The sequence below is a fragment of the Pelomonas sp. SE-A7 genome, assembly GCF_030345705.1.
In the GTDB taxonomy this organism is placed as follows: domain Bacteria; phylum Pseudomonadota; class Gammaproteobacteria; order Burkholderiales; family Burkholderiaceae_C; genus JAUASW01.
Window position 1 is genome coordinate 347,431 of record NZ_JAUASW010000002.1, and the last position, 24,133, is coordinate 371,563.

23 protein-coding genes are annotated in these 24,133 nt (G+C 68.0%); 22 read left to right on the forward strand and 1 reads right to left on the reverse strand.

The window, feature by feature from the left end:
• Nucleotides 1-32: 32 nt before the first annotated feature.
• On the reverse strand, nt 33-1,139 hold the full coding sequence (locus tag QT382_RS15630) for an MraY family glycosyltransferase (protein ID WP_289255017.1): 1,107 nt from the start codon (nt 1,137-1,139) through the stop codon (nt 33-35).
• Between the two features lie 249 nt (nt 1,140-1,388).
• Between QT382_RS15630 and QT382_RS15635 the strand changes: the two genes are divergently transcribed.
• The 22 genes from QT382_RS15635 to hisH (QT382_RS15740) all read left to right on the forward strand — a co-directional run bounded on the left by QT382_RS15635 (nt 1,389) and on the right by hisH (QT382_RS15740) (nt 24,130).
• Entirely contained in the window at nt 1,389-3,233 is a 1,845-nt protein-coding gene (locus tag QT382_RS15635) for an SLBB domain-containing protein (RefSeq protein ID WP_289255018.1), read from the forward strand.
• Between the two features lie 7 nt (nt 3,234-3,240).
• Nucleotides 3,241-4,413, forward strand: coding sequence for a Wzz/FepE/Etk N-terminal domain-containing protein (locus tag QT382_RS15640; protein WP_289255019.1), 1,173 nt, complete (start codon nt 3,241-3,243; stop codon nt 4,411-4,413).
• A 61-nt stretch (nt 4,414-4,474) separates the two neighbouring features.
• The gene (locus QT382_RS15645) at nt 4,475-4,855 is read left to right on the forward strand and encodes a MarR family EPS-associated transcriptional regulator (protein ID WP_289255020.1); all 381 of its coding nucleotides are present in this window, start codon (nt 4,475-4,477) and stop codon (nt 4,853-4,855) included.
• Nucleotides 4,856-4,867: 12 nt separating this feature from the next.
• Nucleotides 4,868-5,878, forward strand: a complete 1,011-nt coding sequence (locus tag QT382_RS15650) for an NAD-dependent 4,6-dehydratase LegB (protein ID WP_289255021.1) — start codon at nt 4,868-4,870, stop codon at nt 5,876-5,878.
• A gap of 20 nt (nt 5,879-5,898) precedes the next feature.
• A complete protein-coding gene (locus QT382_RS15655) occupies nt 5,899-7,068 on the forward strand; it encodes a LegC family aminotransferase (protein ID WP_289255022.1) in 1,170 nt (389 codons plus the stop codon).
• Nucleotides 7,065-8,225, forward strand: coding sequence for a UDP-N-acetylglucosamine 2-epimerase (gene neuC / locus QT382_RS15660; RefSeq protein ID WP_289255023.1), 1,161 nt, complete (start codon nt 7,065-7,067; stop codon nt 8,223-8,225). The genes QT382_RS15655 and neuC overlap by 4 nt, the downstream gene beginning before the upstream one ends.
• Before the next feature lies 1 nt (nt 8,226).
• Nucleotides 8,227-9,303: an N-acetylneuraminate synthase gene (gene neuB, locus QT382_RS15665; RefSeq protein WP_289255024.1), complete on the forward strand. Its 1,077-nt coding sequence runs from the start codon at nt 8,227-8,229 to the stop codon at nt 9,301-9,303.
• The gene (locus tag QT382_RS15670) at nt 9,300-9,953 is read left to right on the forward strand and encodes an acetyltransferase (protein ID WP_289255025.1); all 654 of its coding nucleotides are present in this window, start codon (nt 9,300-9,302) and stop codon (nt 9,951-9,953) included. Before neuB ends, QT382_RS15670 begins: the two co-directional genes overlap by 4 nt.
• Nucleotides 9,950-10,999, forward strand: coding sequence for a nucleotidyltransferase family protein (locus QT382_RS15675; protein ID WP_289255026.1), 1,050 nt, complete (start codon nt 9,950-9,952; stop codon nt 10,997-10,999). Before QT382_RS15670 ends, QT382_RS15675 begins: the two co-directional genes overlap by 4 nt.
• Nucleotides 10,996-11,730, forward strand: coding sequence for an acylneuraminate cytidylyltransferase family protein (locus tag QT382_RS15680; protein ID WP_289255027.1), 735 nt, complete (start codon nt 10,996-10,998; stop codon nt 11,728-11,730). Before QT382_RS15675 ends, QT382_RS15680 begins: the two co-directional genes overlap by 4 nt.
• Before the next feature lie 4 nt (nt 11,731-11,734).
• On the forward strand, nt 11,735-12,910 hold the full coding sequence (locus QT382_RS15685) for an N-acetyl sugar amidotransferase (RefSeq protein WP_289255028.1): 1,176 nt from the start codon (nt 11,735-11,737) through the stop codon (nt 12,908-12,910).
• 4 nt (nt 12,911-12,914) lie between these two features.
• Nucleotides 12,915-13,676 (forward strand): imidazole glycerol phosphate synthase subunit HisF, encoded by a 762-nt coding sequence (gene hisF, locus QT382_RS15690; RefSeq protein WP_289255029.1) that lies wholly within the window; start codon nt 12,915-12,917, stop codon nt 13,674-13,676.
• Entirely contained in the window at nt 13,673-14,329 is a 657-nt protein-coding gene (hisH, locus tag QT382_RS15695; RefSeq protein ID WP_289255030.1) for an imidazole glycerol phosphate synthase subunit HisH, read from the forward strand. The genes hisF and hisH (QT382_RS15695) overlap by 4 nt, the downstream gene beginning before the upstream one ends.
• Nucleotides 14,330-14,343: 14 nt before the next feature.
• Nucleotides 14,344-15,657 carry a lipopolysaccharide biosynthesis protein gene (locus QT382_RS15700; RefSeq protein WP_289255031.1) on the forward strand — a complete coding sequence of 438 codons (1,314 nt, stop codon included), beginning with the start codon at nt 14,344-14,346 and terminating at the stop codon, nt 15,655-15,657.
• 10 nt (nt 15,658-15,667) lie between these two features.
• The gene (locus QT382_RS15705; protein ID WP_289255032.1) at nt 15,668-16,720 is read left to right on the forward strand and encodes a Gfo/Idh/MocA family protein; all 1,053 of its coding nucleotides are present in this window, start codon (nt 15,668-15,670) and stop codon (nt 16,718-16,720) included.
• Between the two features lie 32 nt (nt 16,721-16,752).
• Nucleotides 16,753-17,715, forward strand: a complete 963-nt coding sequence (locus tag QT382_RS15710; RefSeq protein ID WP_289255033.1) for a Gfo/Idh/MocA family protein — start codon at nt 16,753-16,755, stop codon at nt 17,713-17,715.
• On the forward strand, nt 17,705-19,105 hold the full coding sequence (locus QT382_RS15715; RefSeq protein ID WP_289255034.1) for a hypothetical protein: 1,401 nt from the start codon (nt 17,705-17,707) through the stop codon (nt 19,103-19,105). The genes QT382_RS15710 and QT382_RS15715 overlap by 11 nt, the downstream gene beginning before the upstream one ends.
• 31 nt (nt 19,106-19,136) lie before the next feature.
• Nucleotides 19,137-19,805 carry an acyltransferase gene (locus QT382_RS15720; RefSeq protein ID WP_289255035.1) on the forward strand — a complete coding sequence of 223 codons (669 nt, stop codon included), beginning with the start codon at nt 19,137-19,139 and terminating at the stop codon, nt 19,803-19,805.
• Nucleotides 19,802-21,088, forward strand: a complete 1,287-nt coding sequence (locus tag QT382_RS15725; RefSeq protein WP_289255036.1) for a hypothetical protein — start codon at nt 19,802-19,804, stop codon at nt 21,086-21,088. Before QT382_RS15720 ends, QT382_RS15725 begins: the two co-directional genes overlap by 4 nt.
• Before the next feature lie 13 nt (nt 21,089-21,101).
• Nucleotides 21,102-22,340, forward strand: coding sequence for a glycosyltransferase family 4 protein (locus tag QT382_RS15730; RefSeq protein WP_289255037.1), 1,239 nt, complete (start codon nt 21,102-21,104; stop codon nt 22,338-22,340).
• A 21-nt stretch (nt 22,341-22,361) separates the two neighbouring features.
• Nucleotides 22,362-23,519 carry an N-acetyl sugar amidotransferase gene (locus tag QT382_RS15735; RefSeq protein WP_289255038.1) on the forward strand — a complete coding sequence of 386 codons (1,158 nt, stop codon included), beginning with the start codon at nt 22,362-22,364 and terminating at the stop codon, nt 23,517-23,519.
• Nucleotides 23,516-24,130, forward strand: a complete 615-nt coding sequence (hisH, locus tag QT382_RS15740; RefSeq protein ID WP_289255039.1) for an imidazole glycerol phosphate synthase subunit HisH — start codon at nt 23,516-23,518, stop codon at nt 24,128-24,130. Before QT382_RS15735 ends, hisH (QT382_RS15740) begins: the two co-directional genes overlap by 4 nt.
• The last annotated feature ends 3 nt before the right edge of the window (nt 24,131-24,133 follow it).

Below are 24,133 nucleotides of genomic sequence, written 5' to 3' on the forward strand. Positions count from 1 at the left end.
CCGGCGATTATCGCCGGCTTGGCAAAAAGCCCTCAACGGCGCCTTTCGCCGACGACCAGCCAGCGTGGTGCCTTGAAGCGGACGATGCGCCAGTAAAGCAGCACATAGCAGGCGACAAACAGCATCAGCACCCAGCGCAAGGTGGCCGTGTCGTCCCACCAGAGCGAGGCCGGCACCACCGACAGGCTGCACAGCACCCAGAGGTAGGGAGCCGTCAGCGAATTCCGTCGGGTCAGGATGGCTGCATCCTTGCTCCCCAGGGCCCAGCGCATCAGGCGTCTGTAGATCAGGCTGTGCAGGTGGATGCCGTCCGGCATGCCCATCGGTCGGCCGCGAACGACCCTGCGTCTATACATGGAGAACACCGTTTCCCAGACCGGGTAGACGCAGAGCAGCAGCGGGAACATGGGCGAAACCGCCTCATTGCGCACCAGCAGCAGGATGGCCAGCTCGGCCAGGACAAAGCCCAGGAAGTAGGCGCCACCGTCGCCAAGGAAGACCAGGCCGAACGGGTAGTTCCAGAGGAAGAAGCCGAGGGCCGCCCCGATGACGATGATGGCCAGGGCGGCCACCAGCTGGTCGCCCACCTGCAGGGCCACGTAAGCCAGCCCCGCGAGCATGATGGCCGTGCACATCGAGGCCAGGCCGTTCATGCCGTCGATGATGTTGATCGAATTGGACACGCCACTGACGACCAGCAGCGCCAGCAGGAAACTGCCCACCGAGGTCGCGGCAATCCAGTCCAGACCGGGAATTTCGGTCCTGTCTATCACTCCGCCGAGCAGCCAGGCGCCAAGGCCGGCCGACAGCATGGCCGCGAGCAGTCGCCGCATGGGGCTGACATTCTTGGTCAGGTCTTCCAGGAAGCCGGCACCGAAGGCCGGCAGGCTGCACAGCACCAGGGCACCGATCTGCTGCCAAGACGCTGACTGCGAGCGCATGGCCAGCGCCAGCGATCCGCCGCAAAAACCCAGGAAGATGGCAAGGCCGCCAATGCGGGGCACGGCGCGCGAATGGAACTTCTGCGGCCCGGACAAATCATGGTCGGCCGACACCCTGCCATGCAGATGCGCTGATCGAACAATCAACAGCGTGACCACCGCCGCGACGGCAAAACTCAAGGCGAGGATAGAGAGCATGAAGCTAGGCTGGCGACCGGACGACGGATTTCGAACAGGGCGCAAGTGTATCGAGGCCGACGAATCTGCCGCGCAGCGACCGGAAACGAAAAATCAGATCGCTAGAATGCGCCGCTTCTGTCGCCCGACCACCGCGCGGGCACCGATCGAACCACCTGCGAGCACATTGGCATGATTCATTGCGAGAACTGGCGCCCGGCCTCGATAGGGAGCCCTCCCCGACTGGGTCTGGCCATACTGGCAATGGCCATGGCGCTGCTGGCAGCACCAGTGGCCATGGCAGCCGGTGCTGCAGACAGCGTGAGCGAAACCGGCGGGCCGATTCGCCTGGTGCCGCCGCGCAGCAGCGAACAGCAGCAACAGGATCCTCAGCAGGACCGAGCCGCCAACCAGACGCAACAACTGCCTGGGCAGCGTGGCCGTTTCGATCTGGAGCGCCCCCCGGTCTACGTGCCCAGCGAGTTCGAGCGCCATGTGCAGAAGATGGTGCCGCCCGATGTCGAGATCCGGCGCTTTGGTGCCGAGCTGATGACCAACCAGGATCGAACGGCCCAGCAGCCCGCGGAAGGCAACAACCGGGTTCCGGCCGACTACCTGATCAGCATCGGCGACGAGGTGCTGGTTGCGATCTGGGGTTCGGTCGAAGCCGACCTGCGCCTCACCGTCGACCGCGGCGGACGGGTCACGATCCCGCGCGTCGGTCCTGTCCTGGTGGCCGGCCTGCGCTATTCCGAACTGGCCGACGCCATCGACCAGCGCATCGGCAAGGTCTTCCGCAATTACCGCGTCAGCGCCTCGCTGGGCCGTCTGCGCAGCATCCGCGTCTACGTCACGGGCTTCGTGCAGCGGCCCGGTGCGGTCACCGTCAGCAGCCTGTCGACCCTGGTCAACGCCCTGATGCAGGCCGGCGGCCCCCAATCGGCGGGCAGCTTCCGCAACATCGAACTGCGTCGCGCCGGCCAGCTGGTCACGACCTTCGATTTCTACGACCTGCTGCTGAAGGGCGACAAGACGGCCGACCGCGTGCTCCAGGCCGAGGACGTGGTCCATGTGGGCGCCGTCGGCACCCAGGTTGCCCTGATAGGCAGCGTCAACCGGCCAGGCATCTTCGAGCTCAAGACGGGCGAATCGGTGGGCGATTTGGTCGCCATGGCCGGCGGCTTCACGGCCGTGGCCGACCGCAGCCGGCTCGCCATTGAAAGGGTGGAAGACCGCGCCAACAGCCGCATCAATGAGCTGCAACTGCCGCGCGACGGCGCCCAGCGTCCGAACAGCGGCGATGTGGTCCGGGCCTTCAGCGCGGCCGACACCGCCCTGCCGCAAGACCGGCAGAACAAGCGCGTCCGGGTCGAAGGCGAGGTCCAGCGTCCCGGCGAGTACATCCTCCCGGCCAACAGCACGATCAACGATGCGATCCGTGTTGCCGGTGGCATGACCAGCTCGGCCTACGTGTTCGGCACGGACTTCAGCCGCGAAAGCGTTCGCGCCGTCCAGCAGGTCAACTACGACCGGGCCCTGCGCGACCTCGAGCTGGAGTTCACGCGTGCGGCCACGACGCAGAAAGCCAGCACCGGCGAGGACGCTGCGGTCCAGGCCAGCCGGGCCCAGGGCTCGACGCTGCTGATCGAGCGGCTTCGCAATGTCCGCCCCAGCGGCCGCATCGTGCTGCAGCTGACGCCCGACTCGGCCTCGCTGCCCGACCTGCCGGTCGAGGATGGCGACCGGCTGCTGATCCCGGCCAAGCCCACCACCATCGGCGTCTTCGGCAGCGTCTTCAACGGCGGCAGCTATCTTTATGGCAGGGGCGGCACCATCGGCGACTTCCTGCGGCTGGCCGGCGGCCCGACTCGTGGCGCCGACACCGGCAGCCTGTTCGTGCTGCGGGCCAACGGCAGCGTCGTGAGCTCGCGTCAGAAAACCGGCTGGTTCATGCCGGGCACCGGGCTGGACAGCCTGCACGCCGAAGCCGGTGACACGATCTTCGTGCCCGAGGAACTCAACAAGACCACCCTGGCCCAAGAGGTCAAGGAATGGACCCAGATCCTGTACCAGTTCGGCCTCGGCGCCGCGGGTCTGAAGGTGCTGAAGAACTGACCGGACCATGGATCAACAGAGCAACAACCCCAACGAAGCGTCCGTCGGCACCCCCCTTGACCTGCTGAGCGTCGGCACCCTGCTCGCCGCGCGCTGGCGCAGCCTCGTGGCCGTGCCCCTGCTGGTCGGCGCCGCCGCCGTCGGCGCGAGCTACCTGGTCAAGCCGACCTTCACGGCGCGCACCACCTTCCTGCCGCCACAGGGGCAGCAAAGCGCAGCCAGCTCGGCCCTGGCCGCGCTGGGCTCGCTGACCGGATTGGGCGGCGGCAATGCCATGAAGAGCCCGGGCGATCAGTACATCGCCTTCCTGCAGAGCAATGTGATCGCCGACCGCCTCATCAGCGCCTTCGATCTGCAGCAGGTCTACGAGACCGATCTGCATTCGCTGACCCGCAAGGCCCTGGGCGATCGCAGCCGGATGACCGCCGGCAAGAAGGACGGCGTCGTCGTGGTCGAGGTGGACGACAAGGACCCGCAACGCGCGGCCGACATCGCCAACCGCTACATCGACGAACTGCGCCGCCTGACCTCCGAGATCGCCGTCACCGAGGCCCAGCAGCGCCGCGCTTTCTTCGAGCGCCATGTGCAGGCGACCCGGCAGAACCTGGCCAATGCCCAGGCTGCCCTGCAGGGCAGCCTGTTCGACAGCGGCGCCCTGAAGGCCGAACCCAAGGCAGCGGCCGATGCCTATGCCAAGCTAAAGGCCGAGGCGACCACGCTGGAGGTGCGCCTCAAGGTCATGCGCAACTCGTTCAGCGAGGACGCGCCCGAGCTGCGCCAGGTGCAGTCGGCCCTGGGCGAGCTGCGTGGCCAGCTGTCCAAGCTAGAACAGGCAAACCAGGGTGGCGACAAGCCGGCCGATGCCAGCTACGTCAGCAAGTACCGCGAATACAAGTACCAGGAGACTCTGTTCGAGATGTTCTCCAAGCAGTTCGAGCTGGCCAAGCTCGACGAAAGCCGTGAAGGCCTGCTGATCCAGGTGCTAGACAAGGCCGACAAGCCCGACCACAAAAGCAAGCCCAAGCGAGCCCAGGTCGGCATTGGCGCCACGGCGGGCACGCTGCTGGCCATGCTGCTGTGGATCCTCGGCCGGCATTCGCTGGCCCAGGCCAAGGCGGGCGATCCTCGCTTCGCCGCCCGACTGCAAGGCTTCAAGGCAGCCTTTCGCCGCCAGCGCTGAGCGGCCCACCGTGGCCCCTGAGTGAACGCGAGTGGCCTGCGGCTATACTCGCGTTCACATCATGAACACACCCCCTTCCGACGACGAACTGGAACTGGCGGCGATGCGCGCCGTGGCGGGCTCACCGCCCAGCTCGCAGCGAGAACTCGCCGCCACGCTGGGCATCAGCCTGGGCAAGACCAACTACCTGCTGCGCGCCCTGCTTGAAAAGGGCCTGGTCAAGGTCGAGAACTTCTCCCGCAGCGACAACAAGCTCGGCTACCTCTACCTGCTCACGCCTTCCGGCGTGGTCGAGAAGACCCGGCTGACCCGGGCCTTCCTGACCCGCAAGGAAGCCGAGTACCTGCAGCTGCAGCAGCAGATCCATGCGCTTCGCAGCGAGGTCGACGCCACGGCCCCGTCCTCGGCCCGCATACAACCCGACGCCAAACGCGCCCCCTAACGGAATCCCTCCATGAATTTGAACGGCAAGAAAGTCCTGGTCACCGGCGCCGACGGCTTCATCGGTTCGCACCTGACCGAACACCTGGTACGGGCCGGTGCCGATGTGCGGGCCTTCGTCTACTACAACAGCTTCAACAGCTGGGGCTGGCTGGACCAGAGCAGCGACGAGATCCGTTCGTCGCTGGACGTGTTCGCCGGCGACATCCGGGACCCGCACGGCGTGCGCACCGCGATGCAGGGCTGCGACGTGGTCATGCACCTGGCGGCCCTGATCGCCATCCCCTACTCCTACCACTCGCCCGACACCTACGTCGACACCAACATCAAGGGCACGCTGAACATCGTCCAGGCGGCCCGCGACCTGGGCGTGGAGCGCGTGGTCCACACCTCGACCAGCGAGGTCTACGGCACGGCCCGCTTCGTGCCCATCACCGAAGAGCATCCGCTGCAGGGCCAGTCGCCCTACTCGGCGAGCAAGATCGGCGCCGACCAGATCGCGCAGAGCTTCCACCTGTCGTTCGGCACGCCGGTGGCCACGATCCGCCCCTTCAACACCTATGGCCCGCGCCAGTCGGCCCGGGCGGTGATTCCGACCATCATCACGCAGCTGGCGGCCGGTGCCCGTCAGATCAAGCTGGGCGCCCTGAGCCCCACGCGCGACTTCAACTACGTGCGCGACACGGTGCGCGGCTTCGCCGCCATCGCCGAATGCGATGCGGCCGTCGGCCAGGTCGTCAACGTCGGCAGCAATTACGAGGTGTCCATTGGCGACACGGCAGCGCTGATCGCCGAGCTGATGGACCGCGAGGTCGAGATCCTCAGCGACGAGCAGCGGCTGCGTCCGGCGGGCAGCGAGGTCGAACGCCTGTGGGCCGACAACAGCCGCGCGCTGCAGCTGGCTGGCTGGGCGCCCGAGTACCCCGGCATCGAAGGGCTGCGCCGCGGCCTGGCCGAGACCATTGACTGGTTCACGCGCGCCGAGAACCTGAGCCGCTACAAGGCCGGCCAATACAACATCTAAGCCCAACCGAGCCCACCGCCATGCAACTCGCCGACATCGTCACCGAGCGGATCCAGCGCGTCACCCAGGCCCCCAAGGTCGCCCTGCACGAGCCCAGGCTGGACGGCAACGAGCTGGCCTATGTGCGCGACTGCGTCGAGTCCGGCTGGGTGTCGTCGGTGGGCAGCTATGTCGACCGCTTCGAACGCGAGCTGGCTGCCTTCGTCGGTGCTGCCCATGCCGTGGTCGTGAGCAACGGCACCTCGGGCCTGCACCTGGCCCTGCAGCTGGTCGGCGTCAAGCCGGGCGACGAGGTGCTGGTGCCGGCCCTGTCCTTCGTGGCCACCGCCAATGCGGTGAGTCACTGTGGCGCCCATCCGCATTTCGTCGACAGCACCGCGGCCACGCTGGGCCTGTGCGTCGAATCGCTGAGCAGCTACCTGGGCGACATCGCCGAGCTGCGCGACGGCCAATGCTTCAACCGCAACAGCGGCCGGCGCCTGGCCGCCGTCGTGCCCATGCACACCTTTGGCCATCCGGTCGACATGCCGGCGCTGCAGGAGCTTGCCGCGCGCTGGTCCCTGCCCATCGTCGAGGATGCGGCCGAATCGCTGGGCAGCTGGATAGGCGAGCGCCACACCGGCAACTTCGGCCACTGCGCCATGCTGAGCTTCAACGGCAACAAGATCGTCACCACCGGCGGCGGCGGCGCCATCGTGACCAACGACCCGACCCTGGCCAAGCGCGCCAAGCACCTGACGACCACGGCCAAGCTGCCCCATGCCTGGGCCTTTCAGCATGACGAGGTGGCCTACAACTACCGCATGCCCAACCTGAACGCCGCCCTGGGCTGCGCGCAGCTGGAGCGCATCGACGGCTTCCTGGAGGCCAAGCGCGAGCTGACCCAGCGCTACCTGGCCGCCTTTGCCGACGTGCCCGAGGTCGAGCTCTTCGTCGAGCGGCCCGGCACGCGCGCCAACTACTGGCTGCAGACCCTGATCCTGTCGCCGCAGGCAGCGGCGCAGCGCGACCAGATCCTGGCCGCCACCAATGGCGCCGGCCAGATGACCCGGCCGGTCTGGGAGCTCCTGACCCGTCTGCCCATGTACCGCGACTGCGCCTCCATGCCGACGCCGGTGGCCGCGGACCTGGCGGCACGCATAGTCAATCTGCCGAGCAGCCCTCAGCTGGTCACCGACCTCGCCGCATGAAGCCCCAACGCAAGATCGCCGTCGTCACCGGCAGCCGGGCCGAATACGGCCTGCTGTACTGGGTGATCCAGGACCTGCGCGCGAGCGCCGGTGTCGAGCTGCAGCTGATCGTCACCGGCATGCACCTGGCGCCGGAGTTCGGCATGACGGTGCGAGAGATCGAAAGCGACGGCGTGCCCATCGCCCGCAAGGTCGAGATGCTGCTGTCCAGCGACACGCCGGGCGGCATCGCCAAGTCCATGGCCCTGGGCCTGATCGGCCTGTCCGACGCCTTCGAGCAGCTGCAACCCGATGTGGTGCTGGTGCTCGGAGACCGCTTCGAGATCCTGGCGGCCGCCCAGGCGGCCCTGCTGCACAACCTGCCCCTGGCCCATATCGCCGGCGGCGACACCACCGAAGGTGCCTTTGACGAGGCGATCCGACACGCGATCACCAAGATGTCGCACCTGCACCTGGTCACGACCGAGCTGTCGGCCCGGCGCGTGCGCCAGCTCGGCGAGGACCCGGCCAGCATCCGGGTGGTCGGCAGCCCCGGCCTGGACCAGCTGCGCCGGCGCCCGCTGCTGGACCGCGCGGCCCTGGCCGAATCGCTGGGCGTGCCGCTGGGCGAGCGCAATCTGCTCATTACCTTCCATCCGGTGACGCTGGAGCCGGGCGAAGGCGAGCGCCAGCAGGCCGAGATGCTGGCCGCGCTGGAGACCCTGCCCAAGGACACTACGCTGTGGTTCACGCGGCCCAATGCCGACACCGGCGGCCGCGCCCTGGCCGCGGCGCTGGACGCGTGGGCCCAGGGCCGGCCCAATGTGCAGGTGTTCACCTCGCTGGGCCCGCTGCGCTACCTGAGCCTGATGTCGCAGGTCGATGCCGTCGTCGGCAACTCGTCCAGCGGCCTATACGAGGCCCCTTCGTTCCGCATTCCCACGGTCGACATAGGCGACCGCCAGCGCGGCCGCCTGGCCGCCGACTCGGTCATCCACTGCGAACCGCAGCGCGACGCCATCCGGGCTGCGCTGGAGCAGGCCCGCCAGCTGGACTGCAGCGCCACGCTCAACCCCTATGGCGACGGCCAGTCCGCCGCCCGCATCGTTGCCGCACTGCTGGCCCTGCCGGCGCGCGAACAGCTGGTCAAGAAACGCTTCCACTTGCTCGAGGTCTGAGGTGACACAACCCGTCTTCTTCATCGCCGAGGCCGGCGTCAACCACAACGGCAACCTGGACCTGGCCCTGCAGCTGGTCGACGTGGCCGCCGAGGCGGGCGCCGATGCGGTCAAGTTCCAGACCTTCAAGGCCGACAAGCTGGCCACGGCCCAGGCCGCCAAGGCCGGCTACCAGGTCGCCAACACCGGCGAGGCCGGCTCGCAGCTGGAGATGCTGCGCCGGCTGGAGCTCTCGGCTGCGGACCATGAGCGGCTGCTGGCCCATTGCCGCCAGCGCGGCATTGCCTTCATGTCGACCGCCTTCGACGAAGACAGCCTGGCCCTGCTGGCGCCGCTGGGCATGCCGGCGATCAAGATCCCCTCGGGCGACATCAGCTGCGGACCGCTGCTGCTGCAGGCCGCCCGCTTGCGCCAGAAGCTGATCGTCTCGACCGGCATGTCGACGCTGAGCGACATCGAGCAGGCCCTGGGCGTGATCGCCTTCGGCCTGACCACCGACGCCGAGCCCCGCGGCCGGGCCGACTTCGACGCCGCCTACTGCAGCGCCGCCGGCCGCCAGGCGCTGCGCGAGCATGTGACCCTGCTGCACTGCGTCACCCAGTACCCCGCGCCGCCGGCCGCCGTGAACCTGCGCGCCATGGACACGATGGCTGCGGCCTTCGACCTGCCGGTCGGCTACTCCGACCACACGCTGGGCATCGAGGTCTCGATCGCCGCCGTGGCACGCGGTGCCTGCGTGATCGAAAAGCATTTCACGCTGGACCGCCAGCTGCCCGGCCCGGACCACGCGGCCTCGCTGGAACCGGCCGAACTCCGCCAGCTGGTCCAGTCCATCCGCAACATCGAACAGGCGCTGGGCAGCCCGCTGAAGCAGCCGGCCGAGCAGGAAATGGCCAACCGGCCGATCGCCCGCCGCAGCATCGTGGCGACCCGCCCCATCCGCAAGGGCGAGACGCTGAGCGCGGACATGCTGACCAGCAAGCGGCCGGGCACCGGCATCTCGCCGCTGGAGATCTGGTCGCTGCCCGGCCGGGTCGCCAATCGCGACTACGAAGCGGACGAAGCCATCGAGCCATGAGCCAGCCAGCGGTCATCGTCATCGGAGCCGGCGGCCATGCGGCCGTCGTCGGCGACGCCCTGCTCGCGGGCGGCGCCCGGCTGCTCGGCTTCACCGACATGAACAGCGCTGTCCATGGCAGCACGCTATGCGGCCGCCCGGTGCTGGGCGGCGACGAGGTGCTGAACGAATACGACCCGGCCGAGGTGATGCTCGCCAATGGCCTGGGCAGCCTCGGCCACGAGGACCGGCCCTTGCGCCAACGGGTGCAAGAGGCGCTGGAGGCCCGGGGCTGGCGTTTCTGCCGCGTCGTCCATCCGGCCGCCATCGTGTCGCCGTTCGCCCAATTGGCGTCCTCGGCCCAGGTGCTGGCGGGCGCCGTCGTGCAGCCGCGCGCCTCGGTGGGCGTAGGCGTCATCGTCAATACGCGGGCGGTCGTCGAGCACGATGTCCGCCTGGGCGACTGGTGCCATGTGGCGCCGGGCGCCGTGGTCTGTGGCGACGTGAGCCTGGGCGCCGGCAGCCATGTGGGCGCCGGTGCAGTCGTGCGCCAAGGCGTCAAGCTCGGCGAGCAGGTGCTGGTGGGCGCAGGCGCCACCGTGGTGGGCAATTTTGCGGGTCCGTGCGTACTGACAGGCGTGCCGGCGCGCCCGATGGAATCAAAGCAATGAAGAGTTGGGAACGCGCCCTGATCGGGCCCGAGACAAGCCTGCGCACCGCGCTGGAAACGATCAACCAGGTCGGCTGCCAGATGGTGCTGGTGGTGGACGAGCAGCGCAAGCTGCTGGGCACGCTCAGCGATGGCGATGCGCGGCGCGCCCTGCTGCGCGGCCTGACCCTGACCGACAAGGCCGGCGACGCCATGCACGCCACGCCGACCACCGCGCGCGGCAACGACGACCGCGCCACGCGGCTCTCGATGATGCGCCGCCTCGGCGTGCACCAGCTGCCGGTGGTCGATGCCGACGGCATCGTCATAGGCCTGGAGACGGTCGACGATTTCCTGAGCACGCCGGTGCGCAGCGAGACCGTCATCATCATGGCCGGCGGTCTGGGCAGCCGGCTCAAGGAACTGACCCACGACACGCCCAAGCCCATGCTGCGCGTGGGCTCGCGGCCGCTGCTGGAAACCATAGTGCGGGGCTTCTCCGACCAGGGCTTCCGCAACTTCTATTTCGCGGTCAACTACAAGGCCGAGCAGATCGAGAGCCATTTCGGCGACGGCAGCCGCATGGGCATCAACGTGCGCTATCTGCGCGAGCAGCAGCGCCTCGGCACGGCCGGTGCATTGAGCCTGCTGCCCGAGCCGCCGCAGGGCCCGATCTTCGTCACCAATGCCGACCTGCTGACGAAGGAGAACTTCGCCCACATGGTCGACCAGCACATCCAGTCCGGCGCCGTGGCCACCATGGGCGTGCGCGAGTACGAGATGCAGGTGCCCTTCGGCGTGGTGCGCGAGCGCGACGGCACGATCGAGGCGATCGAGGAGAAGCCCATCCAGCGCTTCACCGTCAGCTCGGGCATGTACGTGCTGTCGCCTGCGGCCCTGGAACTGGTGCCCTCGGACCGCTTCTTCGACATGCCGACCCTGTTCGAAACCCTGGTCGCGCGCGGCCTGCCCACGCGCTGCCACCGCATCGACGGCTACTGGCTGGACATTGGCCGCCTGCCCGATTACGAGCGCGCCAACCTCGAATTCGACGAGGTGTTCAGATGATCGCAGGCCGCTCGGTGCTGGCGCTGATCACGGCGCGCGGCGGTTCCAAGGGCGTGCCCGGCAAGAACATCCTGCCGATAGGCGGCAAGCCGCTGATCCAGTGGACCATCGATGCGGCACGTGCCTCGCGCTACATCGACCGCCTGATCCTGTCCTCGGACGACGACGCCATCATGGCCGCGGCAGCCGCCGGAGGCTGCGAGGTGCCGTTCCGCCGCGAAGCCGCGCTGGCCGACGACACCGCCTCGTCGATCGACGTCGTCATCGACGCGCTGCAGCGCGTGCCCGGCCACGACATCGTCGTGCTGCTGCAGCCCACCTCGCCGCTGCGCAGCACGGCCGACATCGACGGCACGCTGGAGCGCCTGGTCGAGAGCCAGGCGCCTTCGTGCGTCAGCGTGCGCGCGGCCGAGGAGCATCCCTACTGGACCTTCCGCACCGGCAGCGACGGCCGACTGGCCCGCTATGCCGAGCCGCCGGCCGGCCTGCCCACGCGCCGCCAGGACCTGCCCGAGGCCTGGTGCCTCAATGGCGCGGTCTATGCCGCCCAGGTGGACCGCTTCCTGGCGGACCGCAGTTTCCTGACCGCTCAGACGGTCGGCTATCCGATGCCGGCCGAGCGCTCGCTCGACATCGACACGCCTGCCGACGTCGAGCGCCTGATTGCCGCCGTGCAGAATGCGCGGCTTCCTTTCCACGACCGGCCCGACGCGGCAGCCACCCCAAGGTGATCCCATGAAGAAGCGAGACGTCATCACGCAATACAACCTGCCGACCGAGGTCAGGTTCTGCAAGCTGTGCACCGTGTCGAACCAGCGTCCGCGCATCACGTTCGACGAGAACGGTGTCTGCTCGGCCTGCAATTTCGCCAACTACAAGCGCACCAAGATCAACTGGGAAGAGCGCGAGCGCGAACTGGTCGAACTGTGCAACCGCTTCCGCAAGGGCAATGGCGAGTACGACGTGATCGTGCCCTGCAGCGGCGGCAAGGACGGCAGCTTCGTGGCCCACCAGCTGAAGTTCAAGTACGGCATGAATCCGCTGGCCGTGACCTGGGCGCCGCTCAAGGCCACCGAGATCGGCCGCCGCAACCTGGATGCCTTCATCCAGTCGGGCTTCGACAACGTGCTGGGCACGCCCAACGGCCAGATCACGCGCAAGCTGACCCGTTTGTCCACCCAGCACCTGGGCGACCCCTTCCAGCCCTTCATCTACGGCCAGACGAACTACCCGATGCACATGGCGGTCAAGCACAACGTGCAGCTGATCATGTACGGCGAGAACGGCGAGGTCGAATACGGCGGCGACATGAAGAACGCGTTCCGTCCGACGCGCGAGATCAAGGATCACGACAAGCATTACTTCTCCGGCCTGCCGCCCGAGTTCTGGGTCGAGCACGGCGTGAGCCAGGCCGACCTGAAGCCCTTCATGGCGCCCAGCTACGAGTCCATCATGGAGAACAAGACCGAGATCCACTTCCTCGGCTACTACAAGTTCTGGGACCCGCAGGAGAACTTCTACTACTGCCGCGAGCACACCGGCTTCCAGCCGAACACCGAGCGCTCGGAAGGCACGTATTCCAAGTACGCCAGCCTGGACGACCGCATCGACGGCTACCACTACTACCTCGGCTACATCAAGTTCGGCATCGGCCGCACCACCTCGGATGCAGCCCATGAGATCCGCGACGGCAAGATCACCCGCGAGGAAGGCCAGGCCCTGGTGCGCCGCTATGACGGCGAATTCCCGCAGCGCTACTACCAGGAGTTCCTGGACTACTGCGGCATCACCGACGAGGAATTCCAGGCCGTGGTCGACAGCTGGCGCTCCGACCACCTGTGGCGCAAGACCTCCGAGGGCTGGGAGCTGAAGCACGCGGTCTGGAACGACAACGGCGAGTCGCAGGGCTGAGCCCATGAAGAAGATCCGACTGATCCCGCGCCTGGACATCAAGGGCCCCAAGCTGATCAAGGGCATCCACCTTGAGGGCCTGCGTGTGATGGGCGATCCGCAGGAGTTCGCCCGCCGCTACTACGAGCAGGGCGCCGACGAACTGCTCTATGTGGACGTGGTCGCCAGCCTGTACGGCCGCAACAGCCTGCACGACATCATCGAGCGTGCCGCTCGGGACGTGTTCGTGCCGCTGACGGTGACCGGCGGGATCCGGTCGGTCGAGGACGTGCGCAAGATCCTGCGCGCCGGTGCCGACAAGATCGGCATCAACACGGCCGCGACCAAGCGGCCCGAGCTGATACGCGAGGTGGCGCGCAAGTTCGGTTCGCAGTGCATGGTGCTGTCGATTGAAGCCAAGCGCATAGGCGACGGCCGCTGGGAGGCCTACACCGACAACGGCCGCGAGAAGACCGGCTTGGACGTCGTCGAATGGGCGCAGCGCGGTGTCGAGCTGGGAGCGGGCGAGATCCTGCTGACCTCGGTGGACCGCGAAGGCACGCGCGAAGGCTTCGACACCGAACTGCTGTCCGCCGTCTCCAGCGTGGTCCCGGTGCCGGTGATCGCCAGCGGCGGCATGGGCCGGCCCGAGGACGCAGAAAAGGCCGTGCGCCAGGGCTCGGCCGACGCGGTCGCCATGGCCGACATCCTCCACTACGGTCGCTCGACCGTGGGCGAGATCCGGGCGGCGGCCAAGGCCGCCGGCCTCAATCTGAGAACCGTATGAGCGAAGCGCAGCGTCCCATCGTCACCGTCATCGACTATGGCAGCGGCAATCTGTTCAGCGTCGCCCGGGCCCTGGAGCATGTGGGCGCCGAGGCCAGGCTGTCGCATGGCCCGGCCGAGATCGAGCAGGCCGAGCGCCTGCTGCTGCCCGGCGTCGGCGCTTTCGAAGACGGCATGCAAGGCCTGCGCGAGCGCGGCCTGATCGAAGCCATACGCCGCTACGCCTCGTCCGGCAAACCGCTGCTCGGCATCTGCCTGGGCATGCAGATGCTGGCCAGCGTCGGCGAGGAGTTCGGCGTGCATGAAGGCCTGGGCCTGATACCGGGCCGTGTCGTACCGGTGCCGGCCGTCGACCTGGACGGCAGCGCCCAGAAGATTCCTCACATCGGCTGGGCCGACCTCAGCCCCGCGGCGCCGGGCGCCTGGCAGGACTCGATCTTTGCCGGCACCGCCGAAGGCAGCTCGGTCTACCTGGTGCATTCCTTCCAGTTCAGGCCGGACGATGAGGCGAACCGGCTGGCCGATTGCTTCTACGGCGGCCATCGAATCGCCGCAGCGGTGCGCTCGGGCCGAATCGTCGGCTGCCAGTTCCATCCTGAAAAGAGTGGCGAGGCCGGCCTGGCCCTGCTGCGCGCGTTCGTCCAGCAGACCTGAGTCCACGAGCCGACATGAAGTTCCTGCGTGCGGGCATCGTCTATGCCGCGGCCAATGTGGCCTCGGCGGCGGTGCCTTTCCTGCTGCTGCCGCTGCTGACGCGGGTGCTGACGCCCGAGCAGTACGGCCAGGTGGTCGGCTTCTCCATGCTCACCACGCTGTGCATGACGCTGTCGGGCCTCAATGCCCATGCGGCGCTGGGCGTGCTGTGGTTCAAGAAGCCGCGCGAGGAAATGCCGGCCTACACCGGCACGGCCGTGGCCCTGGCCGTGCTGAGCACCGGGCTGGTGGCCCTGCTCGCGGCCGCCGTGCTCGCCGCCTGGCCGCAGCTGGCGGCCGGCATCTCGCCGACCTGGGGCGCCCTGGCTGCGCTGACGGCCGGTGCCGGCGTGCTGCTGCAATGCCGCCTGGTGCTTTGGCAAAGCCAGCACCGTCCGCTGGCCAATGCCGTGGTGCAGGTCGGTGCCAGCACGCTCAACGTGCTGCTTTCGCTGCTGGCCGTGCTGGCGCTGGGCATGGGTAGCGAAGGCCGCAACGGCGGCATCGCCCTGGCCGCCTGCCTGATGGGCTTGCTCGCGGTCGGCCTGCTGCGCCGCGACGGCGATCTGCGCTGGGCCCCGCGCGGCATCCAGTTCAGGGAGCTGTTCGCCTTCGGCCTGCCGCTGATCCTGCATTCGCTGGCCGGCGTGCTGCTCAGCACCGCCGACCGCTGGACCGTGTCGGCCCATCTGGGCGCTCATGCCCTGGGCATCTACGGTGCCGGCGCGCAGCTGGGCATGGTCATGTCCATCCTGGCCGACGCCTTCGTCAAGGCCTATGGGCCCTGGCTCTATGCCCGCCTGGCCAGCCGCAAGGAAGGCGATGCCCTCGGCGCCGTGGGTGCCATCTACGTGGCCATGCCCTGCTTCTTCATCCTGGCCGCCGGCGTGGGCCTGGTGCTGCACTGGGCCAGCATGGCCCTGCTGGGCGCGCGCTACCAGGACGCCGCCGCCGTGCTGCCCTGGTTCATGCTCGGCGGCGCCTTCAGCGGCGTCTATCTCTGCACCTCGGTGCTGTTCTTCTACTCGGCCCGCACCGGCCTGCTGTCGCTGACCACCAGCAGCGCGGCCCTGTGCGGAGCCTGCTGCACCTGGCTGCTGGTGCACCGCTTCGGCATAGACGGCGCGGCCATGGGCTTCGCCTTGACCCAGGGCCTGCTGGCCCTGTTCACCACCACCGTGGCCATGCGCAGCTTCGACCTGCCCTGGGGAAATCCGGGCCGGGCGCTGCGCAGCTGGCACAGCCAGATCTTCCGGGCCGGCCACGCCAGCCCTTCACCGTTGTCCTGAGAGCCGTTCCATGACTTCCACCCCCACTTCCAGCGCGGCCGCCGGCCTGCGTGTCGCCGTCATCGGCCTGGGCCGCATGGGCCTGCGCCATGTCGAGGCGGCACGCCGGCTCGGCATGGACGTCTGCGGCGCAGCCGACACCAACCCGGACGCACTGAAGGCCGTGCAGGCCCAGTTTGGCGTGGCCGCCGAGGCCTGCTTCACCGACGCCTACCAGATGCTGGCCACGGTCAAACCGGCGGCCCTGGTGATCGCCACGACGGCGCCTACGCATGCTCCCTTCGTACTGGCCGCCGTCGAGCAAGGCACGCGCCACATCCTGTGCGAGAAGCCGCTCGCGACTTCGCTGGCCGAGGCCGACGCCATGTTGGCCGCCTGCGAGCGCAGCGGCACGCGCCTGGCCGTCAACCACCAGATGCGCTTCATGGCCCAGTACACCCAGGTCAAGGCGCTGATAGGCAGCGAGGAACTCGGACCGCTCGCCAGCATCCTGGTGGCCGGCTCCAATTTCGGCCTGGCCATGAATGCCAGCCACTACTTCGAGATGTTCCGCTACCTCAGCGACCAGCCGGTGGCCGAGGTGCAGGCCTGGTTCGAAGACGGCCAGCTGGCCAATCCGCGCGGCCCGCAGTTCGAGGACCGCTCGGGCCGATTGCTGGCGCGCAGCGCCGCGGGCCCGTCGATGTTCATCGATTTCTCCGCGTCCGCCGGTTGGGGCCTGCAGGTTGTCTACATCTGCCGCCATGGCCAGATCGTGGTCGACGAACTCAACGGCGACATGCGCATCGCCGCCCGCCAGGCCCAGTACCGCGAGCTGCCGACCACCCGCTACGGCATGCCGGTCGACATCCGCGTCGAGCAGATCGAGCCGGCCGACACCGTGGTGCCGACCATGGCCGTCTGGCAGGCCCTGCTGGCCGGCGAAGGCTATCCGAGCGGCGCCGATGGCGCCCATGCCCTGGGCTGCCTGGTGGCGGCCCATGCCTCGCATGAGGCCGGCGGCCGCGCCGTCCGCCTGGACGATCCGGCCCTGCCGCGCGAACGCGTCTTCAAGTGGGCCTGAGTGCCCCGTTTCTGAAAACAGGAATTCCAACAATGAAGCAATGGAAGATCGCCATCGTCGGCTCCGGCTACATGGCCCAAGAACATGCCAAGGCCTTCGCCTCGCTGCCCGGCGTGCAGATCGTCGGCGTGGCCGGCCGCTCGCGCCAGCGCGCCGAAGCGCTGGCCGCGCAGTACGGCACAGCGGTCAATGACAGCGTCGACGCCCTGTACGCCGCGACGCAGGCCGATGCCGTGGTCGTGGCCGTGAACGAGCTGTCGGCTCGCGAGGTCTGCCTCGCGGCCTTCCGCCATCCCTGGGTCTGCTTCCTGGAGAAGCCGGTCGGTGTGGACCTGCCCCAGGCCGAGGAGATCGCCGCAGCCGCCGCCAGCGCCGGCACGCGGGCCTATGTGGCGCTGAACCGCCGCAGCTATGCCTCGACCCGCCAGGCCCTGGCCGAGCTGGCCACCGACGACAGCCCGCGCCTGATCTCGGTGCTGGACCAGCAGGACATGGTCTCGGCCCGCGAAGGTGGCCAGCCGGACGAGGTGGTGCGCAACTACATGTATGCGAACTCCATCCACCTGATCGACTACCTGAACCTGTTCGGCCGCGGCGAGATCGTGTCGGTGCAGCCCACGCAGGCCTGGAACGCCGAGCAGCCCGGCCATGTGGTCGCGACCGTGCACTACGCCAGCGGCGACGTGGGCGTCTACCAGGCCGTCTGGAACGGCCCCGGCCCCTGGTCGGTCACGGTGACCAACAGCCAGGTCCGGCTGGAGATGCGTCCGCTCGAGAAGCTGGGCGTGCAGCGCCGCGGTGAACGCCGCCTGACCGAGGCTCCCGCCGATCCGGTGGACACCGACTTCAAGCCGGGCCTGCGTCACCAGGCCGAGCAGATCGTCGCCGTGCTCGAGGGCCAGCCGACCCGCTTGGCCAGCCTGGCCGAGGCCACGCGCTCGATGGCCCTGTGCGCCGACATCTACGGATTGAGGAGTGCCGGCCGTGGCGCCTGACGGCAACGTCCAGAACCGGCTGGCCGCACTGCAGGACTTCGAGCGGCGCACCCGACTGTTCGATTTCAAGGTCGACGGCTGGTCGGCCTGGCGGGTGCTGCGCAACCCGCTGACCCACCTGGCCGAAGCCCTGCCACTGGCACAACCCGCGCGCTCCAACGGCCCGCGCATCCTGGCGGCCTTGCGCGACACCGGGCGGCTCGCCGCCCTGCTGCTGCGCGGTCAGGTGGTCGAACTGCTGATCAAGACCTGCCGCACCGGCCTGCGCATGGCGCAGGGCGAGCGCTTCCGCGACGTCTATTTCGACGGCCTGCTGGCCACCGGCCGCAGCTACGTCAAGCTGGAAGAGGTCAACAGCCTGGACTTCGAGCGTCAGGCCGCCGCCGCCTGCTTCCCGGCCCAGCTGGACCCGGTGGTCTTCACGTTCTGGGGCCGGGTGCTCGGCAAGCTGATGCCGGTGCGCGCCGCGCGCGGCTTCTGCGACCAGCTGGCCAAGGACCTGGCCGAGCAGGTGGGCCTGCAGGTGCAGGGCAGCTGGCTGCTGTCGCGGATCTCGACCGCCTACTGGCAGGCCAGGCTGTATGCGCTGTTGCTGCGCCGCCTGAAGCCCCGGGCGGTCCTGGTGTCGGACACCGGCGAGTACGGACTGATCATTGCGTGCAAGCGCCTCGGTGTGCGCTTCGTTGAACTGCAGCACGGCATGTACGACGCGGTGCACCCGGACGTCATCCCGGAGTGGGTGCCCGGCACGCCGGCCGAATTGCTGCTGCCCGACCATCTGGCCTGCCGCGGCGACTACTGGATAGACCAGCTCGCCGGCACCCGCCAGGGCAGGGACCATGCCGTGGCCATAGGCAACGAGCTGATCGACCAGGCCCGCGAGCAGCGCAGCCTGCACCGTCCGGACCCGCGTCTGCATCTGGTGCTGAGCTCGCAGGGGCTGGACTCCGAACGCCTGGCAGCCTGGGTCTCGGCCCTGGCCGACCAGGCCCCGGCCGGCCTCGATTGGGAGCTGGCGATCAAGCTGCACCCCTTCTATGACGCCGGCAACCGCAGCTTCGACGAGCTGCGCGCCCACCCGCGCATCCGCATCATCGGCGGCGCCGAGCAGCCCAATGTCTACCAGTTGCTGGCAGCGGCCGACCTGCACCTGAGCATCGCCTCGGCCTGCCATTTCGACGCCGCCGCCCTGGGCCTGCCCAGCGTGGTGATTCCGCTCGCCGGCCATGAGCCCATGCTCGAAGCGATCGACAACCGGCTGATCCACCTGGCCCGCCAACCGGCCGACGTCTGGGCGCTGCTCGAACGTCGCCCCAGTGGCGATCCGGCCTCGACCTGGCGCTATGCCGCGCCGGGATTCGTAGACAATCTAGGCCGCCTGCTGGCCTGAGCCCCTCTGCCCCCTGAAAAGCAAGCCTTCGATGATCCAAATCCATCCCACCGCCACCGTCGACCCCGGCGCCGAAATCGGCGCCCACACCGCGGTCTGGCACTACTGCCACGTCGAATCCAAGGCCAAGGTCGGCGAGAACTGCAACCTGGGCCAGAACGTCTACATCGGCAACAACGCCGTGGTCGGCCATGGTTGCCGCCTGGGCAATTCGGTCGCGATCTTTTCGCACGTCGAACTGGGCAACTTCGTGTTCTGCGCACCCTTCATGGTGTTCACGCACATCGCCTTCCCGCGGGCCGCCGTCAACCGCCGCGCCAGCTTCGAGAAGACCATCGTCAAGGATGGCGTCTCGCTGGGTGCGAATGCCACCGTGATCCCCGGCATCACCATAGGCACCGGCACCTTCCTGGCGGCCGGCTCGACGCTGACCAAGTCCAGCAAGGACTGGTCGCTGATGATTGGCACGCCGGCCCGCCAGGTGGCCTGGGTCAGCGCCTACGGCGAGAAGATCCCGCTGCCGCTGGAAGGCCAGGGCGACTGGACCTGCCCCCACACGCAGGATCACTACCGCCTGGACGGCGCCAGCCTGAGCCGCACGCCCGGCCCGCGCGACATCCTGGCCTACACCCCCGGCAGCAAGCTGGAGCGCCTGGTCGCGACTGAAGTCGAAGACCTGCGGCCCGAAGACCTGGCATGACCGCATTGGCGGCACAAGGCGGCAGCACGCCAGAACTGAGCAGCATGGCCGCGCCGGAACCCCGGCGCAGCCTGTCGCTGCTGCTGTTCATCGTGCTTTCCATGCTGGTGGCGATGTCGATCGACCAGAAGGAAACCCCCGAGGTCGGCTCCTTCGCCTACCTGCTGCTGGTCGTGCCGTCCCTGCTGCTGCCGCTGACCGAGCCGCTGGCCGTGGCCCGCGCCCTGCTGGGCCGGGCCCGGCCGATTCTGATCTTCGGCATCGTCGCCGGTGGCTGGCACCTGATGCGCGGCGACCTGCGCGCGGTCCAGCAGCTGGTGCTGATCGTGCTCGTGCTGGGATGGCTCAGTACCGACCGCGCGAGGCTGGCCACCAACGACCTGGTCCGCCTCTACCTGGCCCTGGTGGTCATCGGCGCCTTCATCTGGCTGCAGTCGGACTTCAACATCTGGGGCCTGCTGCCCGGCTTCACGGTCGAGGACGCCGCGCTGAGCTGGCGCGTGTCCTTCTTTCCGAACATCGCCAATACCGCGGTGCTGTCCCTGGCCCTGGTGCTGCTGCTGACCCGCACCTGGGAGCTTGCCAAGCGGCACACCGGCGTGCTGCTGCTGGCCACCTACTTCCTGCTGTTCTCCTTCGTCCGAACCGCCTCCATCGGCCTGGCGCTCTATGCCTTCATGCGTTGGTGGCTGGGCCGCAAGCCGCGCAGTGCGCGCGCCAGTTTCTGGATGGCCCTGGGCCTGGGCGTGGGCATCAACCTCTTGATCGCCAGCTCGGTCTTCATCGTCAACTACCTGCAGCAGTTCGAGCTGATCTCGCGCCTGTTCTTGCGCAGCGAGTCCGACCTGACCCCCGAGGAAATCTACGCCCAGCTCTACCGGCCCTGGCTGTGGATGCAGCACCTGGAGCTGTTCTGGACCAGCCCCAGCATGATGGGCCTGGGGTTCTTCGAATTCGTCGACGTGCAGATCGAGGAACTGAACGTGGGCACGACGCCAGCCGGCAACGAAGCCCAGCTGACCCGCCTGCTGGCCACCTATGGCCTGCCGGGGGCGCTGTACAGCTACTTCTTCATCGCCCGGCTGCGAGAAGCCGCCCGGCTTGGCGACCATTGGGGCGTGGCCTGCTTCCCCACCTTCGTGCTGCTGATGATGCAGTGGGGCAGCATCTTCCATCCCTCGGACGCCAACGGCGCCCTGTTCACCCTGATCGCCATCCATGGCAACAGCGCCTTCCTGCCGCTGATCCGAAGACCCCTCCTGCCGGCCCAGGCCCAAGCCTAGGAAGCAACCCAGAATGAATGTTCTCTATCTCGATGGCGTCGGCCCGTTCGGCGGCGCCTCCCGCAGCCTCTTCGAAGCCGTGCGCGCGCTCGCCCAGGGCGACGTGCGTCCCCATTTCGTCGCGGCCCGCGGCACGGCCCTGGACTTCTATTCCAAGGTTGCCGTGGACATGGTCACCACGCGCGGCCTGACCCGCTTCGACAACACGCATTACAGCCACTACCGCGGCGTGCGCTGGCTGGTGCTGCTGCGCGAGCTGTTCCATGTGCCGTTCACCCTCGCGGCCTTGTTCAAGGCGCGCCAGAAATGGGCCGGCCAGATCGACCTGATCCACGTCAACGAGGTCACCGAGATCATCCCCGGCCTGCTGGCCAAGCGCATCTTCAAGGTGCCCATGGTCGTCCATGTGCGCTCGCCGCAATGGACCACGCCGTCCTGGCGCACGCGCTGGGTCCATCGCCGGCTGACGCAGGCCGCCGATGCCGTGATCGCGATCAACGAGACCACGCGTGACACGCTGCCGGCCGAGATGCCGGTCGAGGTGATCCAGAACTCGTTCACCGCCAAGCGCGCGCCCAATCCCGATCCGGCCATGCTGGCCCGGCTGGACGCGTTGCGGCCGGATTCGCTGAAGGTCGGCTTCGTCGGCAACCTGCATGTGTCCAAGGGCCTGTTCGACCTGCTGGACGCGGCCAAGCTGCTGCGCGATGCCGGCGCCAATGTCGAGTTCGTGATCGTCGGCGGCCATACCCGCATGGACACCGGCCTCAAGGGCTGGCTGCTCAAGCGCGCCGGCCTGGCCCAGGACGTCCATGCCGACCTGGTCGAGCGGATCGCGGCCTATGGCCTGACCGACTCCTTCCACCTGCTCGGCGCCACCAGCGACATCCAGTGCGTCTACGAGCGCCTGGACGTCATCACCTTCCCCTCGCATTTCGATGCACCGGGCCGCCCGGTCTTCGAGGCCGCGTTCTCCTCGGTGCCCAGCATCGCCTGCGTCAGCAAGCCCAAGCCGGACACCCTGGTCCATGGCGAGACCGGCCTGGCCATACCGGCGCGCGATCCGCAGGCGCTGGCCGACGCGATCCGCCATTTCGAGGCCGACCGCAACGAGGTGGCGAGAATGGGCGCCCAGGCACGCCAGCTGGCCGTCGACAACTTCGATCCGCAGCTCAACGCCCGCAAGCTGCGCGCCGTCTATGCACGCGTTCATCGCTCCGGCCAGGCCACGGCCGTGCAGCAACCCGCCTGAGAGAACAGCAAGGAATCCGCGATGAGCCCCGAGAAGAGCGTCCAGCGCCCGTACCAGATCTGCAAGCACTGCATCATGGATACCAGCGACCCCAACATCCGTTTCGACGAGCGGGGCTGGTGCGATTTCTGCTGCAATTTCGAATCGACGATCAAGCCGAACTGGGACACCGGCGCCAAGGGCCAGGCCGAGCTGCAGCGCCTGGCGGACAGCATCAAGGCGGCCGGCAAGGGCCGTGACTTCGACTGCATCATCGGCCTGTCGGGCGGCCTGGACAGCTCCTATGCCGCCTATGTGGCCAAGGAGAAGATGGGCCTGCGTCCCCTGCTCTTCCACGTCGACGCCGGCTGGAACACCGACCAGGCTGTCGGCAACATCGAGAAGCTGGTCGACGGCCTGGGGCTGGAGCTGTTCACCGAGGTGGTCAACTGGGAAGAGATGAAGGACCTGCAGGTCGCCTTCCTCAAGTCCGGCATTCCCGACCAGGACCTGCCGCAGGACGCTTCGTTCTTCTCGGGGCTCTACAAGTTCGCCCGCCAGCATGGCGTCAAGCATGTGATCACGGGCTCCAACTTCTCGACCGAATGCTGCCGCGAGCCCGAGGAATGGGGCGGTTACCTCGGCATCGACAAGCTGCTGTTCGGCGACATCCACCGCCGCTTCGGCCAGCGGCCGCTGGAGAGCTTCCCGCTGACCGACATCCTGGTCTACAAGCTGTACTACCAGAAGATCCTCGGCATGAAGGTTCACCATCCGCTGAACCTGGTGCCCTTCGTCAAGAAGGAGGCCGAGGACGAGCTGGAGCGCCGCTTCGGCTGGCAGCGCTTCCAGCACAAGCACCACGAGTCGCGCTTCACCCGCTTCTACGAGGATTACTGGCTGCCGCGCAAGTTCGGCTTCCACAAGCGCCGCGCCCATTTCTCCAGCCTGGTCCAGACCGGCCAGATGAGCCGCGAGGCCGCGCTGGACCGCCTGTCCAGGCCCGAGATGGATGAGCATTTCCTCAAGCAGGAATTCGAGTACGTGGCCCACAAGCTGGACCTCAGCGTCGACGAGCTGCAGGCCATCTTCGACGGCGAGAACAAGACCTACCGCGACTACAGCAACAAGCGCTGGATGATAGGCCTGGGCACCAACATCTTCCGCTGGCTGGGCCTGGAGAAGAGGTACTTCAGATGATCCGCATCGTCGACTACGGCGTCGGCAACATCCAGGCCTTCATGACCATGTTCAAGCGCCTGGACCTGCCGGCCACACGCGCCCGCACGGCCGAGGAGCTGGAAGGCGCCACGCGCCTGATACTGCCCGGCGTCGGCGCCTTCGACCAGGCCATGCACCTGCTCAACCAGTCCGGCATGCGCCAGCGCCTCGAGGAGCTGGTGCTGGGCCAGCAGGTGCCGGTGCTGGGCATCTGCGTGGGCATGCAGATGCTGGCCACGGGCAGCGACGAGGGCGTGCTGCCCGGCCTGAACTGGGTGCCTGGACGGGTGCGTTCCTTCGACAGCCATGCCCAGTCCAAGGACCTGCCCATGCCGCACATGGGCTGGAACGACCTGAGCATCCAGGCCGGCCATCCGTTGTTCAGGGACTTCGAGCCCGAGCCGCGCTTCTACTTCCTGCACTCCTACTACTTCGAGTGCGAGAACCCCGCTCATGTGGCCGCCAGGGCCGACTACGGCCATGCCTTCGACTGCGTGGTGTCCAACGGGCATATCCACGGCGTGCAATGCCACCCCGAGAAGAGCCACCACTTCGGCGCCCAGCTGCTGAAGAATTTTGCGGAGCACTGAAGC

Excerpts from the sequence above, each read along its gene's own strand:
- hisH (WP_289255030.1), top strand. The coding sequence starts at position 13,673 with ATGAGCGAAGCGCAGCGTCCCATCGTCACCGTCATCGACTATGGCAGC.
- QT382_RS15680 (WP_289255027.1), top strand. The coding sequence starts at position 10,996 with ATGATCGCAGGCCGCTCGGTGCTGGCGCTGATCACGGCGCGCGGCGGT.
- QT382_RS15720 (WP_289255035.1), top strand. The coding sequence starts at position 19,137 with ATGATCCAAATCCATCCCACCGCCACCGTCGACCCCGGCGCCGAAATC.
- QT382_RS15670 (WP_289255025.1), top strand. The coding sequence starts at position 9,300 with ATGAGCCAGCCAGCGGTCATCGTCATCGGAGCCGGCGGCCATGCGGCC.
- QT382_RS15725 (WP_289255036.1), top strand. The coding sequence starts at position 19,802 with ATGACCGCATTGGCGGCACAAGGCGGCAGCACGCCAGAACTGAGCAGC.
- neuC (WP_289255023.1), top strand. The coding sequence starts at position 7,065 with ATGAAGCCCCAACGCAAGATCGCCGTCGTCACCGGCAGCCGGGCCGAA.
- hisF (WP_289255029.1), top strand. The coding sequence starts at position 12,915 with ATGAAGAAGATCCGACTGATCCCGCGCCTGGACATCAAGGGCCCCAAG.
- QT382_RS15635 (WP_289255018.1), top strand. The coding sequence starts at position 1,389 with ATGGCGCTGCTGGCAGCACCAGTGGCCATGGCAGCCGGTGCTGCAGAC.
- QT382_RS15655 (WP_289255022.1), top strand. The coding sequence starts at position 5,899 with ATGCAACTCGCCGACATCGTCACCGAGCGGATCCAGCGCGTCACCCAG.
- QT382_RS15685 (WP_289255028.1), top strand. The coding sequence starts at position 11,735 with ATGAAGAAGCGAGACGTCATCACGCAATACAACCTGCCGACCGAGGTC.
- QT382_RS15645 (WP_289255020.1), top strand. The coding sequence starts at position 4,475 with ATGAACACACCCCCTTCCGACGACGAACTGGAACTGGCGGCGATGCGC.
- QT382_RS15730 (WP_289255037.1), top strand. The coding sequence starts at position 21,102 with ATGAATGTTCTCTATCTCGATGGCGTCGGCCCGTTCGGCGGCGCCTCC.
- QT382_RS15630 (WP_289255017.1), bottom strand. The coding sequence starts at position 1,139 with ATGCTCTCTATCCTCGCCTTGAGTTTTGCCGTCGCGGCGGTGGTCACG.
- QT382_RS15650 (WP_289255021.1), top strand. The coding sequence starts at position 4,868 with ATGAATTTGAACGGCAAGAAAGTCCTGGTCACCGGCGCCGACGGCTTC.
- QT382_RS15700 (WP_289255031.1), top strand. The coding sequence starts at position 14,344 with ATGAAGTTCCTGCGTGCGGGCATCGTCTATGCCGCGGCCAATGTGGCC.
- QT382_RS15640 (WP_289255019.1), top strand. The coding sequence starts at position 3,241 with ATGGATCAACAGAGCAACAACCCCAACGAAGCGTCCGTCGGCACCCCC.
- QT382_RS15710 (WP_289255033.1), top strand. The coding sequence starts at position 16,753 with ATGAAGCAATGGAAGATCGCCATCGTCGGCTCCGGCTACATGGCCCAA.
- QT382_RS15735 (WP_289255038.1), top strand. The coding sequence starts at position 22,362 with ATGAGCCCCGAGAAGAGCGTCCAGCGCCCGTACCAGATCTGCAAGCAC.
- hisH (WP_289255039.1), top strand. The coding sequence starts at position 23,516 with ATGATCCGCATCGTCGACTACGGCGTCGGCAACATCCAGGCCTTCATG.
- QT382_RS15705 (WP_289255032.1), top strand. The coding sequence starts at position 15,668 with ATGACTTCCACCCCCACTTCCAGCGCGGCCGCCGGCCTGCGTGTCGCC.
- QT382_RS15675 (WP_289255026.1), top strand. The coding sequence starts at position 9,950 with ATGAAGAGTTGGGAACGCGCCCTGATCGGGCCCGAGACAAGCCTGCGC.